Consider the following 18295-nt stretch of genomic DNA (forward strand, 5'->3'; position numbering starts at 1 on the left):
GGAGAACGCCATGTCGCAATCCGTAATCAACGGCGGGCTGGACGTTAAACGCAGCCTGCTGGATGCCGTTTTGGCCGGGCTGATCGCCCTGATCGTGTTCGGGCCGATCGTCGGCATCGTGCTGAACGGCTACAGCTTCAACGTCGAGCCGCGCCGGCTGGTGTGGATCATCGTTGCGGTGATGGCCGGGCGGCTGTTGCTGAGCCTGTTCCTGCAAACTGCACCGGGCCGCAAGGTGCTGGCGCGCTTCGACGGCGGCAACGACGGCGTTTACGTGCGCCCGCTGGGCTATAAATCCAATCTGCGCTGGTTCCTGCCGCTGATGGCGGCGAGCGCGCTGTTGTTCCCGTTCGTCGCCACCAAGTACCTGCTGACGGTGGCGATCCTCGGCCTGATCTATGTGCTGCTCGGGCTGGGGCTGAATATCGTGGTCGGGTTGGCGGGGCTGCTGGATCTGGGGTACGTGGCGTTTTACGCCATCGGCGCCTACGGGCTGGCATTGGGCTACCAGTATCTCGGGCTCGGTTTTTGGGCGATGCTGCCGCTCGGGGCGCTGATGGCGGCGCTGGCCGGCGCGCTGCTGGGCTTTCCGGTGCTGCGTATGCACGGCGACTATCTCGCCATCGTCACGCTCGGGTTCGGCGAGATCATCCGGCTGGTGCTGAACAACTGGATGTCGCTCACCGGCGGGCCGAACGGCATTTCGGTGCCGGCGCCGACGGTGTTCGGTCTGGAGTTCGGCCGGCGCGCCAAGGACGGCGGGGTGCCGATCCACGAGTTTCTCGGCATTGATTACAATCCCAACCTCAAGTTCATCTTCATCTACGCGATGCTGTTTTTGGTGGTGCTGCTGGTGCTGTACATCAAGCACCGGCTGACGCGCATGCCGATCGGCCGCGCCTGGGAGGCGCTGCGCGAGGACGAGATCGCCTGCCGTTCTTTGGGGCTGAATCACGTGCTGGTGAAGCTGTCGGCGTTTATGCTCGGCGCCTCCACCGCCGGGCTGGCGGGGGTGTTTTTCGCCACTTACCAGGGGTTCGTCAACCCGACGTCGTTCACCTTCTTCGAGTCGGCCCTGATCCTGGCGATCGTGGTGCTGGGCGGCATGGGCTCCACCCTCGGCGTGGTGCTGGCGGCCTTCGTGCTGACGGTGGCGCCGGAGCTGCTGCGCAGCTTCGCCGAATACCGGGTGCTGCTGTTTGGCGTGCTGATGGTGGCGATGATGATCTGGCGGCCGCGCGGGCTGGTGCGCATCAGCCGATCCAGCTTCGCCGAACGCAAGGGGGTAGCGCCATGAGCGACGCCATTTTGCGGGTGGAACACCTGATGATGCGCTTTGGCGGCATCAAGGCGCTGAACGACGTCAATCTGGAGGTGGAGCGCGGTTCCATCACCGCCCTGATCGGCCCCAACGGCGCCGGCAAGACCACGGTGTTCAATTGCCTGACCGGCTTTTACCGCGCCAGCGGCGGTGCGATCCTGCTCAATACCCACAAGCGGCCGACCGACGTGATCCAGGTGCTGGGGCAGAAGTTCCGCGCCGGCGACTGGATACGCCCGAAGCGGCTCGGTTCGCGCCTCTATTACAAGATGTTCGGCGGCACCCACCTGGTCAACCGCGCCGGGCTGGCGCGCACCTTCCAGAATATCCGCCTGTTCCGCGAAATGTCGGTGGTGGAGAACCTGCTGGTGGCGCAGCACATGCAGAGCAACCGCAACCTGATCGCCGGGGTGCTGAATACGCCGGGCTACCGCCGGGCGGAAAGCGCCGCGCTCGATCACGCCTTCTATTGGTTGGAGGTGGTGGATCTGGCGGACTGCGCCAACCGGCTGGCGGGGGAGATGTCCTACGGCCAGCAGCGGCGGCTGGAGATCGCGCGCGCCATGTGCACCGCGCCGGAGATGATCTGCCTCGACGAACCGGCCGCCGGGCTGAACCCGGTGGAGACGGCCGCGCTGAGCCGCATCATCCGCTTCCTGCGCCAGCATCACGGCATCACGGTGCTGCTGATCGAGCATGACATGGGCATGGTAATGGAGATCTCCGATCGGGTGATCGTGCTCGATCACGGCGATGTGATCGCCCGCGGCACGCCGCAAGAGATCCAGCACAACGAGGCGGTGATCGCCGCCTACCTGGGCGCGGACGAAGAGGAGCTGGCGGGATGAGCGAAGCGATGTTGGAATTTCGCGAAGTGGACGTGTTTTACGGGCCGATCCAGGCGCTGCGCCAGGTGTCGCTGCAGGTGAACGCCGGGGAGACGGTGGCGCTGATCGGCGCCAACGGCGCGGGCAAGTCCACGCTGTTGATGTCGATCTTCGGCCAGCCGCGCATCGCCGGCGGGCAGATCCTGTTTGGCGGCGAGGACATCAGCCGCCGCTCCACGCACTTTGTTGCCAGCAGCGGCATCGCGCAGGCGCCGGAGGGGCGGCGCATCTTTCCGGACATGAGCGTGGAGGAGAACCTGTTGATGGGCACCATCACCGTCGGCAATCGCTACCTGGAGGAGGATTTGCCGCGCATGTTCGAGCTGTTTCCGCGCCTCAAGGAGCGGCGCAACCAGCGGGCGATGACCATGTCCGGCGGCGAGCAGCAGATGCTGGCGATCGCCCGCGCGCTGATGAGCCGGCCGAAGCTGCTGCTGTTGGACGAGCCGAGCCTGGGGCTGGCGCCGATCGTGGTGCGGCAGATCTTCGGGGTGCTGCGCGAGCTGACCCGCAGCGGCATGACGCTGTTTCTGGTGGAGCAGAACGCCAACCACGCGTTGAAACTGTCCGATCGCGGCTATGTGATGGTCAACGGCCAGATCCGCCTCACCGGCAGCGGCCAGGAGCTGTTGAACGATCCGGAGGTGAGAAAGGCCTATCTGGGCGGCGGCTGAACGCCGCCTCACGGGCAGGGATGCCCGCGTTCATCCCTCGATGGCGTTTCGCTCTTGATCATCGTAGTGCGAGCGGGCCGCTCTGAAGGCATCGGCGGAGGCGATAATCCACGACCAGAGCGGCAGCATGTTGAGCAGCATCTCTTCCCCCGCGTCGGTGATGGTGTAAACCACGCGGGGCAGTTTTTCCTGATAATCGCAGCGCGATATCAACCCATCCCGCTCGAGATGGCGCAGTGTCCGCGTCAGCATTCTCTGCGTCACGCCCGCTAATTGGCGGCTTATTTCGCCGTGGCGCAGCGGCCCGTGGGTGCCCAGGATATGCAATACCCCCAGCGACCAACGGTTGCCCGCATGTGCGAGGATCTCGCGCTTCAGCCCTTCATCGTCGTTGCTCAATGCTTCACAGAACGCCTGCGAAAATTGCAGCAGCGCTTCCCGATCGCTCGTCATATTCCTCTCCGGTATCACGCGTGTACCTAATTGAACCCGTTTTTGTCAGCTGTCAGGATGACGCAGTGTCAAGACAGGAGGCAAGCATGAAATCCACAAATCCATCCATCAATACCGTGCTCATACTCGGCGCCGGTGAACTGGGGCTGCCGGTATTGCGTGCGATGAGCCGGCAGGCTCGGCTATATCCATCTTTAAAAATCAGCGTGCTGCTCCGGCCGGAGGCCGCCCGCGCCGTCAACGGCCCGCTCCGGGCGCGGCGGGATGCGCTGGCGCGGCTCGGCATCGCCGTGGTGGAAGGCGATCTGCAGCAAAACGGCGTGGAGGCGCTGAGTGCGCTATTCCGTTCCTTCGACGCGGTGATCAACTGCAGCGGCTTTGTCGGCGGGGCGGGCACGCAGATAAAGATCACCCAGGCCGTCTTGCAAGCGGGCGTGGCGCGCTACTTCCCGTGGCAGTTCGGCGTGGACTACGATGTTGTCGGCAAAGGCAGCGGGCAACAGGTGTGGGATGAACAGCTCGAGGTGCGTCACCTGCTGCGTGCGCAGCGTGCGACGGAGTGGGTGATTGTTTCCACGGGCATTTTCACCAGCTACCTGTTTGACCCCGGCTTTGGCGTGGTGGACGCGGCAACCAAAACGGTGCGCGCGCTGGGCGACTGGCGCTACGCGGTGACGCTGACCACCCCCGAGGACATTGGCCGGCTGACGGCCGCGATTTTTTTCCATCGGCCCGCGTTTCGCAACCAGGTGGTCTATATCGCCGGCGACACGCTGACCTACCGCGAGCTTGCCGATGTCATGCAGGCGCGCTGGGGCGTGGAGGTCAACAGGATCCTGTTGGACAAAGAGCGGCTGCGGGAAGATGTGCGGAACCATCCGCGTGACGTCGGCGCCAAATACCGGTTGGCTTTCGCCCGGCCCGACGGCGTGGCGTGGGATAAGGCGAAAACCTTCAATGCGCGCCAGGGCATAGCCACCACCACCGCCGAACAGTGGCTGGCGCAGCAATGGCCGATCCCTCAGGACGGTTAATCGCCTGAGCGCCGCAATCAGAACTGGCGCTGCATCCAGCGCACGTTCAGCCGCACCAGCGCGATGATGGCGCTGGAGAGCAGCCGCAGCCCGCCGGGCATGTCGCGGCGGCGAATGTCCAGCAGCAGCACGGTGCGCACCTGCGGGCTGTCGTTCCATACCTCGTGCTCGAAGGTATCGTCCCAGAGCATGAACTCCCCCTCGTGCAGCCGGTATTCGCGGCCGTCCACCTTCAGCACCGCCGCCGGCGCGCCGTCGGCGCGTTTGGGCATGTCCAGCACCAGATAGCCGCGCAGAATGCCGCGGAACGGACCGCGATGGGGCGGCACCTGTTTGCCGGGCGCCAGGAAGGAGAGCGACGCGGACAGCACGTCCGGCGAGGAGGCGATCAGCGCCGCCAGCGTCGGACAGCGCGCCAGGTTGCGGGGGATGGGCTGGCCATAGGCCTTCATGATGAACATGCGCCAGTCGCGCGCGTCGTTGGCGGAGATGGACGCCTGCTGGCTCATGATCTCGTGAAAGCGCGGGATATTGTGCAGATCGTGGGCGACCGTCAGCGCCTCTTCGCGGATCTGCCGCCATTGGGCGGTGAAGCGTTCGGCGTCGGGGAAGAGGGCCGCGCTGTCGAGCACCGGCTGGCCCTGGATGCGGCGATCGTAAACATTGCGCAGGGCAAGTACGGACCAATCATAAATCGCGGACATCATAATGACCTCGCCTCAGGAAACGCCAAAGGGACACTGCGCGCTTCTTCGGCGCGGCGCGTGGACGGCCGGGGAGAAACGGCAGGAAAAATTGGTACGCTTCAATAGATTAGCACAGCATTTGTGCAACCGTGTGTCTGCGAATGTGTCGAAATGCGGCGAAAAAAACCACACAATTAAAGTGTGACGCGTATCGCATTTAGCGGGCCGGTTGGTTAAAATATCGCGACTTGCCCGCACCTGTCCGGATTTCTTTTACCATGGAACACGCTCCCGTTTCGCGCTCAACCGCCTGGTTGCGCGTGGTCATCCTCGCCGTCTCGGCCTTTATTTTCAACACCACCGAGTTTATTCCGGTCGGTCTGCTGAGCGATATCGCCGCCAGCTTCTCGATGCAAACCGAACAGGTCGGCCTGATCATCACCATTTACGCCTGGATCGTCGCCGCCGCCTCGCTGGCGTGCATGCTGCTGACCAGCAAAATTGAGCGCCGCAAACTGTTGATCGGCGTGTTCATGCTGTTTATCGCCAGCCACGTGCTGACCGCCGTGGCCTGGAACTTCACCACGCTGGTTATCTCGCGCGCCGGCGTGGCGCTGGCGCACTCGGTGTTCTGGTCGATCACCGCCTCGCTGGCGATCCGCGTGGCGCCGCCGGGCAAGAAAGCCCAGGCGCTGAGCCTGCTGGCGGGCGGCACCGCGCTGGCGATGGTGCTCGGGTTGCCGCTCGGGCGGGTGGTCGGGCAACTGCTCGGCTGGCGCATGACCTTTATCGGCATCGCGGTGTGCGCCACGCTGGCGCTGGTGCTGCTGTGGCGCCTGCTGCCGGTGCTGAAAAGCGAGCACTCCGGTTCGCTGGCCAGCGTGCCGCTGCTGTTCAAACGCCCGGCGCTGGTGGCGCTGTACATGCTGACCATCATTGTGGTGACGGCGCACTTCACCGCCTACAGCTACATCGAGCCGTTTATCCAGACCGTGGCCGGGCTGTCGGAGAACTTCACCACGCTGATGCTGCTGCTGTTCGGCGCCGCCGGCATCGTCGGCAGCCTGCTGTTCAGCCGCTACAGCGAGCGGTTTCCTTCCAGCTTCTTCATCGGCGCCATCACGCTGCTGGCCTTGAGCCTGCTGCTGCTGTTGCCGGCGGCCGGCAGCGAAAGCCACCTGACGGTGCTGTGCATCTTCTGGGGGATGGCGATCATGGCGATCGGCCTGTCGATGCAGGCCAAAGTGCTGAGCCTGGCGCCGGACGCTACCGACGTGGCGATGGCGATTTTCTCCGGCCTGTACAACTTCGGCATCGGCAGCGGCGCGCTGCTGGGCAACCAGGTGAGTCTGCATCTGGGCATGGGCAACATCGGCTTCGTCGCCGCGCCGCTGGCGCTGATCGCCCTCGGCTGGTGCCTGTTGAGCGTCTACCGCAGCGAACGGCTGCAGCAGCACCACAGCCGTTAACCTGCGGATTCGGGATGCCGCTGCGGCATCCCGCGCTGCATTTTCCTGCTATAAAACAGGCTGCTGCAGCGTTTTATGCTTAACTTTTTTTCATAGTCTGCTAATTAAAAATTTAACTCCGACGCCGCTTCGCTAGCATAGAAAGTCATTAAAAATGTTAATGCGAGGTTAACGGTGAGTGACTCTGTAGCGGCGTCGCCGATCCATGCGCGGGATTTGGCGGCCAGAATCGACGCCTTGCCCGCGTCGGCCGGCCTGTGGCGCTTTATCATTCTGCTGTCGCTGGGCGGCTTTTTCGAACTCTACGATCTGTTCCAGACCGGCTATATCAGCACCGGCCTTATCGCCGACGGCATTTTCCACACCGGCGCGCAGGGCGTCTTCGGCGTGTCGGATCAGGCGGCCTTCGCCTCCGCCACCTTTCTCGGCCTGTTCGTCGGCGCCAGCCTGCTGAGCCCGTACGCCGATCGCTTCGGCCGGCGCGCCACCTTTATGTTCGCCCTGATCTGGTATGGCGCCTTCTCGCTGCTGTTGGCGTTTCAACAGCAGGCGGAATGGGTGATCTTTCTGCGTTTTCTGGTGGGCGTCGGGCTCGGCATCGAGTTGGTGACCATCGATACCTACCTGACGGAGTGGGTGCCCGCGCATCTGCGTACCCGGGCTTTCGCCTTCGCGTTCTTCGTGCAGTTTCTGTCGGTGCCGGCGGTGGCGCTGATGTCCTGGTGGCTGGTGCCGCAGACGATTTGGGGCCTGAGCGGCTGGCGCTATGTGGTGATCGCCGGCGCGCTGGCTTCGCTGGTGATCTGGCTGGTGCGCAAGGGGCTGCCGGAGTCGCCGCGCTGGCTGGTGCAACAGCGGCGCTATGCGCAGGCCCGGCAGGTGATGCGGGACATGGAACGGCGCTGCGGCGTGGCGGCCGCGGACTTCCCGTCGCGCCCGGTTGACGATGCCGAGGGGGCGCCGCTGCGCGGCCGCTTTCGCGACATCTGGGCGCCGCAATATCGCGATCGCACGCTGATGCTGGTAGTGATGAATTTCTTTCAGGCCATCGGCTTTTTCGGCTTCGGCAACTGGTTGCCGGCGCTGCTGTCGGGCAAGGGCGCTTCGGTCACCCACAGCCTGCTGTACGCTTTCTTCATCACGCTGGCCTACCCGCTTGGCTCGCTGCTGTGCAGCTTCTACGCCGACAAGATGGAGAACAAGTGGCAGATCGTGTTGTCCTGCCTGGTGACGGTGATCTTCGGCTCGCTGTTCGCACTGCAGAACAACCCACTGTGGCTGATCCTGTGCGGTTTCTTCATCACCTGGTCCAACGCCTGGCTGACCTACAGCTACCACTCGTATCAATCCGAGATCTTCCCGACCCATATCCGCGCCCGCGCCGTCGGTTTCTGCTACTCCTTCAGCCGCCTGTCGACGGTATTCAGCAGCATCATCATCGGCATTATCTTGCAGTACGGCGGTTCGCTGGGGGTGATCGCGTTTATCGTCGCCAGCATGCTGATCGTGATGCTGGTGATCGGGCTGTTCGGCCCAAAAACGCGCGGTATCGATCTGGAAAACATCTGACGTTTTGCGCCGGCGGCGACGCCGGCTTCTTCAGCAAAAAAACTCGCGATCATGCGAAAATTATTCCGTTATCACTGCCTTTACGCCTGCCGTACTGTTAACCCGTACAAAATCCAATTCGATACCGAGCGGGGAACACGTCATGAGCACCCTTACCGCGCCCGATGGCGCACGCATTTTCTATAAGGATTGGGGCCGCGGCCAGCCGATCCTGTTCTCCCACGGTTGGCCGCTGTCCGCCGACGCCTGGGACAACCAGCTGCTGTTTTTCGGCCAGAGCGGATTCCGCGTGATCGCCCACGATCGCCGCGGCCACGGCCGTTCCGATCAAACCTGGCACGGCAACGACATCAATCAATACGCTGACGATCTGGCCCTGCTGATCGAAACGCTGGATCTGCGCGATCTGATCCTGGTCGGCCATTCCACCGGCGGCGGCGAAGTGGCGCGCTACATCGGCCGTCACGGCAGCGATCGGGTGGCGAAGGTGGTGCTGGTCGGCGCCGTACCGCCGCTGATGCTGCAAACGCCGATCAACCCAGAGGGTACGCCGATGGCGGCCTTCGACGGCATTCGCAGCGGCGTGGCGGGCAACCGCTCGCAGTTCTTCAAAGATTTGGCGGTGCCGTTCTATGGCCTCCACTGCGACGAGGTGGAGAGCAATGCGGGGCTGATCGACCACTTCTGGCTGATGGGCATGCAGGGCGGCGTGAAAGGGCAGTACGAGTGTGTGCGCGCGTTCTCCGAAGTGGATTACACCGCCGACCTGCTGGCGATCGACAAGCCGACGCTGCTGGTGCACGGCGACGCCGATCAGATCGTGCCGATCGGCGCCTCGGCGCTGAAAGCCGCTAAGCTTATGCAACAGGCGGAGCTGAATGTTTACGCCGGCGGTTCTCACGGTTTGGCGCAGGTCGATCCCGATCGCTTCAACGCCGATCTGCTGGCCTTCATCCAAAATTCGCCGTTTTAAGGGGGCGCGATGAACCTGACTGCTATCGCCGCCCGCTGCGCACAGCGGCTGCATGCGCCCGCGGTACGCTGGCTGCTGCTGCTCGCCATTTGCGCCGCCTATATTCAGGGCGGGTTGGTCAAAGCGCTGAACGTCGAAGGCGCGATCGCCGAGATGAGCCACTTCGGCCTGCAGCCGTCGGCGCTGTTCGCCGTGCTGGTGACGCTGCTCGAACTGGCGGCGTCGGCGCTGATCCTGAGCGGCTTTTATCGCTGGCTCGGCGCGTTGGCGCTGGCCGGTTTTACCCTGATGGCGACGCTGATGGCCAATCCGTTCTGGCAGTTCGACGGGGCGGAGCGCGGCCAGATGATGAACGGATTTTTTGAACACCTCGGGCTGGCCGGCGCGCTGTTGCTGGTGGCATTTAACGATTTGAAGGAGCGAACGGATGGCTGAACAGACGGAAAACAAGGCGGCGGCGGGCGGCTTCGCGCCGCTGAAAATCCCATTATTTGCGGTGCTGTGGGGCGCCACGGTGCTCGGCAACGTCGGCAGCTTTATGCGCGACGTCGCCAGCTCGTGGCTGATCACTGACCTGTCGAGCAACCCTTCGGCGGTGGCGCTGATGCAAACCGCCGCTACGCTGCCGGTGTTCCTGCTGGCGATCCCGGCCGGGGTGCTGTCGGACATTCTCGATCGGCGGCGCTTTCTGATCTTCGTGCAAATTCTGCTGGCCTGCGTGAGCGGCAGCCTGCTGGTGCTGTCGCAGACCGGTTCGCTGACGGTGGAATATTTGCTGGCGCTGACGTTCGTCGGCGGCATCGGCGCGGCGCTGATGGGGCCGACCTGGCAGGCGATCGTGCCGGAGCTGGTGCCGCGCGCCGAGCTGAAAAACGCCGTGGCGCTGAACTCGCTGGGCATCAACATCGCCCGTTCCATCGGCCCGGCGGCCGGCGGTCTGCTGCTGGCCAGTTTCGGCGCCGGCGCGGCCTACGGCGCGGACGTGATGAGCTATGTGCTGGTGATCGCGGCGCTGCTGTGGTGGAAGCGGCCGAAGGCCGAGGACAGCGGCCTGTCGGAGCACTTTTTCGGCGCCTTCCGCGCCGGCCTGCGCTATGCCCGTTCCAGCCGCGAGCTGCACGTGGTGCTGCTGCGGGCGGCGGTGTTCTTCGCCTTCTCCAGCTCGGTCTGGGCGCTGCTGCCGCTGGTGGCGCGCCGCATGCTGGGCGGCAGCGCCGGTTTCTACGGCGTTCTGCTGGGAGCGGTAGGCGCCGGGGCGATCCTCGGGGCGATTGTGCTGCCGCGCCTGCGCCAGCGGCTGAATGCCGATGGGCTGGTGCTGTTGGCGGCGGTGCTCACCGCCGTGGTGATGGCCGCCCTGTCGCTGGCGCCGCCGCAGTGGCTGGCGGTGGTGCTGCTGTTGGTGCTGGGCGCCGGCTGGATTATCGCGCTGACCACGCTCAACGGCGCGGCGCAGGGCGTGCTGCCCAACTGGGTGCGCGGCCGCGGACTGGCCATTTACCTGATGGTGTTCAATGGCGCGATGGCGGCGGGCAGCCTGCTGTGGGGGCTGGTGGCGCAGGAGCTGGGCGTGGCCGCCACGCTGCTGGTCGGCGGCGTCGGCCTGTTGGCGGCGGGGCTGCTGTTCCATCGCCTGCGCTTGCCGACCGGCGAGGCCGATCTGCAGCCGTCGAACCATTGGCCGGAGCCGTTGGTCAACACGCCGGTTGAAAACGATCGCGGCCCGGTGATGATTCAGGTGGAGTACCGCATCCGCGAACAGGATCGGCCGCAGTTCTTGCGCACGCTGCTGATGCTGGAGCGGGCGCGCCGCCGCGATGGCGCTTACGCCTGGGGCATCACCGAGCATACCGGCGATCCGGAATGCATCATGGAGTGGTTCCTGGTGGAGTCCTGGGCGGAGCACCTGCGGCAGCACCAGCGGGTGTCGCACGCCGACGCCGACCTGCAGCAGGAGGCGCTGCGCTTCCATATCGGCCCGGAGAAACCGGTGGTGCATCACTTCCTGTCGCTGGACAGGCGGCAGGTGAAGCATTAACTGCACGGCCGGGCGGTGAGAAGGTGCTATGCTTTTGGTCGGTTCGGCGGCGCGGCCGCCGTAAGACGAATGTAGTCAGCACAGGGAGACACATTGATGACGGCACCTTCTGCTTTTGCCCGCGAGCTTGGGCTGCGCTATCCGATCGTTCAGGGGCCGATGAACGGCGCGTCGCCGCCGGCATTGGCGGTGGCGGTGAGCAACGCCGGGGCGCTGGGATCGTGCGCGGCGGCGCTGTTTTCACCGGCGGTGATCCTCGAACGGGTGCAGCAGATCCGCGCGCAGACCGCCGCGCCGTTCAACATCAACCTGTTTCTGCTCGATGAGCAGCACCCGGATCTCGCCGAGCTTAAGCGCGCCCAGCACCTGCTGCGGCCGTTCCGCGAAGCGCTGGGGCTGAGCGAGCCGCCGATCCCCACCCAATTTGCCGAAAACAACCGCGACCAGATCGCGGCCCTGCTGGAGGCTGCGCCGCCGGTGGTCAGCTTTACCTTCGGTGTGCTGCCGCGCGCCACGGTCACGCAGTTCAAGAAGGCCGGCTCGCGGGTGATCGGCACCGCCACCACGGTGGCGGAAGCCCGCGCCTGGGAAGAAGCGGGCGCCGACTTCGTTTGCGTCTCGGGCGCGGAGGCGGGCGGCCACCGCCCGACCTTCCTCGGCGACATCGAGCAATCCTGCGTCGGGCTGATGGCTTTGCTGCCGCAGGTGGCGGCGGCGGTGAAGATCCCGGCGATCGCCGCGGGCGGCATCATGAACGGGCGCGGCATTGCGGCGGCGCAATTGCTGGGCGCGCAGGCGGCGCAGCTGGGCACCGCGTTTCTGTGCAGCCCGGAGTCGGGCATCGCCGAAGCCTGGCGGGCGGCGCTGCGCAACGCCGGCGATGACAGCACGCGCCTGACGCGCGCCTTCAGCGGCCGCCCGGCGCGCGGCATCGTCAATGATTTCATGCGGCAGATGCGCGCGGAAGAGGCGCAGATCCTGCCTTATCCGGTGCAGAACGCGCTCACCGGCGATATCCGCCAGGCGGCGGCCAAGGCCGGGCGCGGGGAGTTTATGTCGCTGTGGGCCGGGCAGGGCGTGGGCCTGGCGCGGCCGATGCCGGCGGCGGAGCTGGTCGCCACCCTGGCGGCGGAGCTGGAAGCGGTGTGAGCTCGTCTGCGCGATTTATTGCTGTGGCAATGTAAAAAGACGCCGGGGTGAGGCCTGAGAAAAGATGAACAGCCCGGCGTTCACGCCGGACTGCGGGTTTACCCCTGCTAGACGAGAATATCGGCGGAAGCGTCGACATGCCCAACGATTTTGACAAGGAAATCAGGTAATTGATTGCCGGAGAGATTGATGGCCAGATCGGTGACATTCTGCTGCGCGTCATAATTCAGCGCCGCTTCATACAACGAGCCGCTTAAACTATCCACGAAGTGCAGCTCGCTCCCGTCGGCCTTAGCCGTCTGGTTGAGCCACGACAGATCGATTTTATCCACCGCCGTCTGGAAATCGCGGATCCAATCCGGTGCGGCGGCTTGGCTGTCGCCGGCTTCGCGGAAGACGAAGGTGTCCGCGCCTGCATTGCCCCAGAGCTGATCGGCGCCGCCGGCACCGTAAATGATGTCGTTGCCTGCACCGCCTTTTAGCGTATTGTTCAGCGCGTTGCCCACTAAAATGTCTGCGCCGCTGCCGCCGATGATATTTTCAATCTGCGCGCCGTAGGCGATGGCGATATTCGCCTTCAAGCCGCCCACATCAGAGAATGCGCCTTCGTTAATGTTGATGCGCTGATCCTGGCTGTAGCCTGAAAAATACAGCGTGTCATTGCCGCCGGCATCCCAGATAGCCGCCACGATTTTGTCCGTGGACGCCTTAACGCTCAGAAAGTCTCTGTCCGTATTCGAGTTGAAACCATAGGTGGTATCACCGGTGCGCGTGGTGGTATTCGCGCCGTAAAGCTTCTGTATGGCGGTAATATCATCCAGTTGCGGCCCTGATGGCCAAACGCCTTTATAGTCAGCGCTGGTGTATTGTTCGTTAAAATAGCTCATCAAAGAATATTGATGGTCGTCTTCATAATACTTCGCCGAGTTGGCGTAGGTGGGGTAGGTGGCATTTGACGCATCATAATTGCCGGGATGAGAAAGCCCTAACGCATGCCCTATTTCATGAGTCAGCGTATCCCTGGCGTAGTTATTGGTTTGCGGATTGGAGGCGTCGTAGCCGTTATTGCCGCTGATCCAAATGGTGCTTTTGAGATTGCTCTGCGTACTTTCATACGAGGTGTAATTGCCCCCGCTGGCCGCCTTATAAAAACCAAACTTTATATCTGCATTTTTCGCGTCGTTGCCTTTAACCTCGGTGAACGTGATGTTGGCCACATCCGACCAGGATTGCAATGAAAGCTTGGTTTGGGCTTGCTGGGCGGCGGTAAGCTGCGCGGCGCCCGTCTTGTCGCTGCCGGTATAGACGGGGAAAGAGTAGGTCAAGGTAGCCGCATGGTCGGTCACGCCTTTGCCATTGGCGGAATAATGGCTCCTCAGCAGCAGATCTGAAACTTCTTGCGTGGTATATGACGGTTTACTGCTCCCCGCGTGATCGCCTCTTTCATAACTGGTTAAATAACCGGAAATCTTATCGGTCGCTAATGACATATCAAACTCCTTTGGACGTTGACAATATTGCACCTAACGCTCTATATGCTCGTACACAGGTTTGAAAATCAGGGGTAATTAATGTGATATCATTGGCTTGCCTCCTTGGTCCGGCTTGAATATTGCGTTCAAGCAGAATATATCCTTATCATTAATCACGGTGAGGAATTAATTGTGCACTGTGATTGCGTTAAAGCAGTATAAACACAATTATTTTATTAATGAGTTATTCTTATATGAATCTTTTACATAAGATATGCGTAAAAGGCGTGCTTAAATAACCAGGTGGAATTAAATATTTATTTAATATTACACTGTAATTGGCTCGCGGAGTTTACGTGATTGATTTATCTTTTTGCTTTTATTTGGCTTTTGTCTGTGAATGGCGGCGAGTAGCCGCCATTGCCGCAATGCATATGGGCGGCTACTCGCCGGCGATCGTCATTAATTGAGTACGGGATTATTAAGGGCGCCCGCGTACACCAATTAACTTACCTGATACTTAAAAACTGTAGGTGCCCTGCGCCAGCACGAAGTTCATGTTTTTCAGCCCGGCATGTTGCTGCAGGCTGTTGCTGACGTCGAAGTAGACGTAGGCCACCTTGAACTGGAGATCGCTTCTCGGCGTCCAGGTGGTTTCGACCTGGTACTGGTTGCCGATAAAGCGCGAGCCCTGTTCGCTGCCTTTCACCGGGCGCATTGGCCCGAGGTAGAAGGCGTCCTCGCGGCGTTGCCGCCATAAGGCGTCCCAGCTGAAGTCGATGGCCAGGGTTTGCCACGGCGTAATCGTGACCGAAGGATGGATGGCGATCAGGTTAGCCGGCGCCACCAGCCCGTTCTCGGTCAGGTAGGGCAGCTTGGGGTACATGGCGTTAAAGGTGTTAAGCTGCCCATCGTGACCGTTTTTATCGCCGCTGGCGATGCCAATCTTGCCGCCAAAGCGCGGCTGCCAGCGCCAGTCGCTCACCGTATAGCCGGCGTGCGCCGACGCCGACCAGGCGCGGATATCACGCTGTTCTGCGCTGCCGAACTGCCAGGCGGCTTCATTATCCCAGTCGAACCCCTGCGCCGCGCCGAAAATGCGCGCGCCGACGGTATAGCGCCGCTCTTGCCCGCTGAGCTGCGCGTAGTGGGCATCGTTATCCTCAAAGCCAAAGGTGTAGAGATCGAGCGAGGACGCCAGCGGCGTCAGCGGCGTGGTGCCGTACAGCCCCCACACCTTTTGGCTGTTGTCGGTATCGTCGTCGAAACTGCCGGTTTTAAGGGTGACAGGATGGCCGATAAAGGCGTCGAGGCGGTTTTTATCCTTGACCCAGCTGGCGCGGATAGCATCGAAGGAACGGCGCACGTTGGGGCCGTCGCGGGTGCCCAGCAGGTGCAGCGAGCCCAGCGCAATCTCCTGGCGGCCGACCCGCAGGGTGCCGAGGCCGTAGGCAGTGGGCAGTTTCATATCCACATAGCCCTGGCCGAGGTAGGCATGATCTTCGTCGGTCGGCTTGCGCCCGCGATCGCGCGGCGTGGCCAGCGACGATCCCACTTGCACATAGGCGCCGAAATAGTCGCCGTAGTCGAGGCGCGCGCCAACCAGCAAGCGCTGCATGAAAGTGTCGTCGCGTCCGCCATTCAGATCCCGTTGATCCGTCCATTCATAGCGCTCGCGCAGTGAACCGTCGAAAGATAAGGTGGCCGCATCGCCCAACGGGATGTTTTTCCAGGGGGAAGCGGCGGGCTCCGCCGCCAGCGCGGGGAGCGTGGAAAACAGCAACAGTGCGGGTAGCGTGCGTTTCATCATGAATATCCGAAGAAAAAGCGCGCCGCAGCGCGCCTTGGGTTTATTTAGCCGTCTGGTGAATTTCGGCGATGTAGCCGCCGGGGAAACGCACCAGCGCCGAGGCGCGGCGTTCCGCCGCCGTCGAACGCCACAGCACCTGCGCGCCGCTGGCCGTCGCTTTGGCCAGCGTGGCCTGCAGATCCTCGACGCCATAGCCGGTGCGCTCATGGCCGAACGGATAAGGCAGATGCCCATCGGTGACGAAAATGCGCGTTTTGCCAAAGCGCGAGTCCAGTTCGATCTGGCGGATTTTGCCGTTATCGTTGCGGCCGATCGCCGCATCGCTGACCTGTTCGTCGCTCACCACGTTGCCGTGCGAGAACGTCTGATAGCTTTTCAGGAAGTCATCGATGCGGTAAGCGGAGAGGTACAGGCGGTTTTCCGGCAGGCTCAGCAGCGGTTTGTAGTTGGGCGCTTTGGTGTGCCAATAGAGCTGCATGTTGACGCCGCCGGGCCACTGGATCACTGCGTCGCGCCCAATTGGATCGTCGAAGGGTTCGACCAGCACATCGGCGCCGGCGGCCCTGGCCTGCCGGATGGCGGCGTCCATATCCCTGACCAGAAAACCGTTGCGCTCGGCGCCGAACGGGTACGGGATCGGCGTTTTGAAATCGAACACCGAGAAGCTGCCGGCCGGCGTCAGTATCAGCTGGGAGTAAGTTTCGCTGGGGGTGGGCGTGACGTTGACCAGCACGCGTTCGGTACTGGTGCCGCCGAAGGTTTTCAGGATGCTGTCGACAAAGGCGTCCATCTTGCCGCGTTCGACGTAGACATGGGTGGTGTCATATTGCGGCCCCATGGCAAGAGACGCCGTATCGGCCGCCCATGATACGGCAGGGAGCAGCAGCGCAAGGGCCGATATCCTCAGCCGACGAGAAGAAATGCCGATAATATGTTGCATGTTGACCTCCAGGTAGCGGTTATTTTCCTGAGTGAAGCGTAATTTTCCATGAGCTTTCCCGTCGGCTGAAAAATAAAAGCTAAAAACGCAACGTGCGCCGTGAAACATTAACGAAGGGCGAACGTCAGACGCCTGAACGAATATCGCGCAGGTGCAGATCATCTATTTTTATGGCGTAAAACGATAGGGCGCCTTTGCCGGCCAAACCCGCTGCCGCTAAGGAATGGCGATGGTCATTAGGCCAGCCTCGCCGCGTGTTGAGGTGAGTCGAGGATAATCCATAACGGTGTTCTCCTTGATGGGATATATCGTATTAGCGCGCTGAAGTTACGTTCTTCATTGCCCTCTAAATATAAATACAGCATTAAAAGAATTGCCGCCCATCAAATTTTTATATGACTTGTTGAGTAAATGCGAATAAGCGGGAAAAGAGAATATCGCAGCGCCAGCCATGGCTCGCCGAAGCAGGCCGTTGAGGAGGCTTACGCCAGGTTTGGGCGATCGTCGTAAGGGTTATTGATGTTCTTAGCAGGAAGGAACAGCGCGAAGATCAGCATTACATAGGGTGTGAAGCAGAACCAGGTCAGGCACCAACCACCGGAGTAACCCGCATCATGCAAACGGCGCACATTGGCCGCTAGCAAAGGCAGCAAAAACGCCGCAAGCGCGAAAATGGAAATCTCATTCATCTTGCTGGCGATAACGGCGAGATAAAGCAGAAACCAAACGTGCTGGCACAAAAGCAGCATTGAATAAGGCCCACGGCTTTCGCGGCCTGAGTAGGTGAAGGTCTTTTTGTAACAGTTGAGTAGACTATTCAGGATTCTCGGTTGTTTAGACATTGCGTTCTGATTGTCCTGACTTGTTGACGAGCCATAGCGACGAACAGGTTAAAACCAGAGAAATAAGCGCTGGGCCAGCAAGGTTAAACTGTTCAAGAGCAATTGCATCCATCGGGATTTTGTTGAGAGGTTCCAGGAAATTGCTCTTAAGTATCAAGATGAAGAGAAGGTAGACGAAGTGGATACCCACCCAAGTGCTATAGATAACGGCATATCGTCCAAGGGATTTTGATTTTTTTGTCAGTACGATCTGCGTCAGGATGATGACACCGCACAAAATGAAAATCCCGGCAGTCTTGAACTGGGTAACGACCGTTGCTGCAACGTCAGAAACAAACAATGCTTTCCCGGCAAAGTAGAGCTTTGCCATTGGGAGGTACAGAAAACAACCAATAAAACCATAAATGACTATCAGACTAATGAACAGCATCGTTTTCTTCATTTTTTAGCTCCTTGGCGCTGCTCAAGGATAACATCAAATTTTTCATTTCTAGTTCAGTACGAATCATTATCAGATTCTTGGTCGTCTTGTTGTATTTTGCCATTGCAGTAGGGGCTGATTGTCCACCGTTGCTCATAATGAATGAGACGTCTTTCCTGCCATAGAGCTTCATCTCTGGGATAGGATCTTGGCCATAAATGTAAGGTGTGGGTACGTTAATCTTATAGGATTTCCCTAAAAAGTCGGGAAGGGGTGCTTTTGCTCCATCCAGAGGCGTTACTCTTGTTTCAAATCCGGCGAACTCCAGTGAATAGAGCGTGCTGCCCCCTTGTTTGTCTCTACTGACCAAGTCGTTGCCCATCAGTATCTTAAATTTTTCCCAGATGCCGAGCTGTGTATAGTCGATCTTTCGCCCCTCCCAAAAAACCTCTTGTTCCTTATGCAATTGGTAGACGTAGCGCTGGATTTGTACAGCAGAAGGAGAGAAGTGTCCTATGGACGGGAGTCCATTTTTGCTGAAAATTTATTCTTTAATG

General features: G+C 61.0%; 18 protein-coding genes. 10 read left to right on the forward strand and 8 right to left on the reverse strand.

All coding sequences use genetic code 11. The annotated features are described in order from the left end of the window. Positions 1-10 precede the first annotated feature (10 nt). Genes livM through ACJ8PL_RS09975 form a run of 3 tightly spaced genes read left to right on the forward strand, consistent with a single transcriptional unit; the run spans position 11 to position 2882 of the window. On the forward strand, positions 11-1297 hold the full coding sequence (gene livM / locus ACJ8PL_RS09965) for a high-affinity branched-chain amino acid ABC transporter permease LivM (protein WP_442531141.1): 1287 nt from the start codon (positions 11-13) through the stop codon (positions 1295-1297). Then, positions 1294-2169, forward strand: coding sequence for an ABC transporter ATP-binding protein (locus ACJ8PL_RS09970; protein WP_016927043.1), 876 nt, complete (start codon positions 1294-1296; stop codon positions 2167-2169). The genes livM and ACJ8PL_RS09970 overlap by 4 nt, the downstream gene beginning before the upstream one ends. Beyond that, the gene (locus ACJ8PL_RS09975) at positions 2166-2882 is read left to right on the forward strand and encodes an ABC transporter ATP-binding protein (RefSeq protein WP_004928599.1); all 717 of its coding nucleotides are present in this window, start codon (positions 2166-2168) and stop codon (positions 2880-2882) included. Before ACJ8PL_RS09970 ends, ACJ8PL_RS09975 begins: the two co-directional genes overlap by 4 nt. A gap of 30 nt (positions 2883-2912) precedes the next feature. On the opposite strand, the gene ACJ8PL_RS09980 is transcribed toward ACJ8PL_RS09975, so the two are convergent. After that, positions 2913-3335 carry a winged helix-turn-helix transcriptional regulator gene (locus tag ACJ8PL_RS09980; RefSeq protein WP_016927044.1) on the reverse strand — a complete coding sequence of 141 codons (423 nt, stop codon included), beginning with the start codon at positions 3333-3335 and terminating at the stop codon, positions 2913-2915. A gap of 86 nt (positions 3336-3421) precedes the next feature. Here ACJ8PL_RS09980 and ACJ8PL_RS09985 point away from each other — a divergent pair, with 86 nt between their 5' ends. Next, positions 3422-4369, forward strand: coding sequence for an aromatic alcohol reductase (locus ACJ8PL_RS09985; protein WP_016927045.1), 948 nt, complete (start codon positions 3422-3424; stop codon positions 4367-4369). Positions 4370-4386: 17 nt separating this feature from the next. On the opposite strand, the gene ACJ8PL_RS09990 is transcribed toward ACJ8PL_RS09985, so the two are convergent. Continuing rightward, positions 4387-5073 carry an aspartyl/asparaginyl beta-hydroxylase domain-containing protein gene (locus ACJ8PL_RS09990; protein WP_028127723.1) on the reverse strand — a complete coding sequence of 229 codons (687 nt, stop codon included), beginning with the start codon at positions 5071-5073 and terminating at the stop codon, positions 4387-4389. 260 nt (positions 5074-5333) lie between these two features. On the opposite strand from ACJ8PL_RS09990, the gene ACJ8PL_RS09995 reads away from it, so the two are divergent. The 6 genes from ACJ8PL_RS09995 to ACJ8PL_RS10020 all read left to right on the forward strand — a co-directional run bounded on the left by ACJ8PL_RS09995 (position 5334) and on the right by ACJ8PL_RS10020 (position 12253). After that, on the forward strand, positions 5334-6524 hold the full coding sequence (locus ACJ8PL_RS09995; protein ID WP_028128352.1) for a sugar transporter: 1191 nt from the start codon (positions 5334-5336) through the stop codon (positions 6522-6524). 174 nt (positions 6525-6698) lie between these two features. Further along, the gene (locus ACJ8PL_RS10000; RefSeq protein WP_028128351.1) at positions 6699-8093 is read left to right on the forward strand and encodes an MFS transporter; all 1395 of its coding nucleotides are present in this window, start codon (positions 6699-6701) and stop codon (positions 8091-8093) included. A 142-nt stretch (positions 8094-8235) separates the two neighbouring features. Then, positions 8236-9066, forward strand: a complete 831-nt coding sequence (locus ACJ8PL_RS10005) for an alpha/beta fold hydrolase (protein WP_110147170.1) — start codon at positions 8236-8238, stop codon at positions 9064-9066. A gap of 9 nt (positions 9067-9075) precedes the next feature. Next, complete coding sequence (locus tag ACJ8PL_RS10010) at positions 9076-9501, forward strand: DoxX family protein (RefSeq protein WP_016927050.1); 426 nt, start codon at positions 9076-9078, stop codon at positions 9499-9501. Further along, positions 9494-11104 (forward strand): MFS transporter, encoded by a 1611-nt coding sequence (locus ACJ8PL_RS10015; RefSeq protein WP_016927051.1) that lies wholly within the window; start codon positions 9494-9496, stop codon positions 11102-11104. Before ACJ8PL_RS10010 ends, ACJ8PL_RS10015 begins: the two co-directional genes overlap by 8 nt. A gap of 96 nt (positions 11105-11200) precedes the next feature. Further along, positions 11201-12253, forward strand: a complete 1053-nt coding sequence (locus ACJ8PL_RS10020) for an NAD(P)H-dependent flavin oxidoreductase (RefSeq protein ID WP_049299779.1) — start codon at positions 11201-11203, stop codon at positions 12251-12253. A gap of 107 nt (positions 12254-12360) precedes the next feature. Here the strand turns inward: ACJ8PL_RS10020 and ACJ8PL_RS10025 are convergent, their stop codons facing one another. The 6 genes from ACJ8PL_RS10025 to ACJ8PL_RS10050 form a co-directional block, all read right to left on the reverse strand. Further along, positions 12361-13743 (reverse strand): serralysin family metalloprotease, encoded by a 1383-nt coding sequence (locus ACJ8PL_RS10025; RefSeq protein WP_442531143.1) that lies wholly within the window; start codon positions 13741-13743, stop codon positions 12361-12363. Between the two features lie 502 nt (positions 13744-14245). Further along, entirely contained in the window at positions 14246-15535 is a 1290-nt protein-coding gene (locus tag ACJ8PL_RS10030) for an alginate export family protein (RefSeq protein ID WP_033639884.1), read from the reverse strand. A 40-nt stretch (positions 15536-15575) separates the two neighbouring features. Beyond that, positions 15576-16373 (reverse strand): VOC family protein, encoded by a 798-nt coding sequence (locus tag ACJ8PL_RS10035; RefSeq protein WP_079452237.1) that lies wholly within the window; start codon positions 16371-16373, stop codon positions 15576-15578. Positions 16374-16957: 584 nt separating this feature from the next. Beyond that, positions 16958-17317 carry a DUF805 domain-containing protein gene (locus tag ACJ8PL_RS10040; RefSeq protein ID WP_071525925.1) on the reverse strand — a complete coding sequence of 120 codons (360 nt, stop codon included), beginning with the start codon at positions 17315-17317 and terminating at the stop codon, positions 16958-16960. After that, positions 17310-17759 (reverse strand): hypothetical protein, encoded by a 450-nt coding sequence (locus ACJ8PL_RS10045; RefSeq protein ID WP_079452238.1) that lies wholly within the window; start codon positions 17757-17759, stop codon positions 17310-17312. The genes ACJ8PL_RS10040 and ACJ8PL_RS10045 overlap by 8 nt, the downstream gene beginning before the upstream one ends. Then, positions 17734-18120: a cytoplasmic protein gene (locus ACJ8PL_RS10050; RefSeq protein WP_442531145.1), complete on the reverse strand. Its 387-nt coding sequence runs from the start codon at positions 18118-18120 to the stop codon at positions 17734-17736. Before ACJ8PL_RS10050 ends, ACJ8PL_RS10045 begins: the two co-directional genes overlap by 26 nt. Between the last annotated feature and the right edge of the window lie 175 nt (positions 18121-18295).

The organism is Serratia sp. CY83965, assembly GCF_052166375.1.
GTDB lineage: Bacteria > Pseudomonadota > Gammaproteobacteria > Enterobacterales > Enterobacteriaceae > Serratia > Serratia marcescens.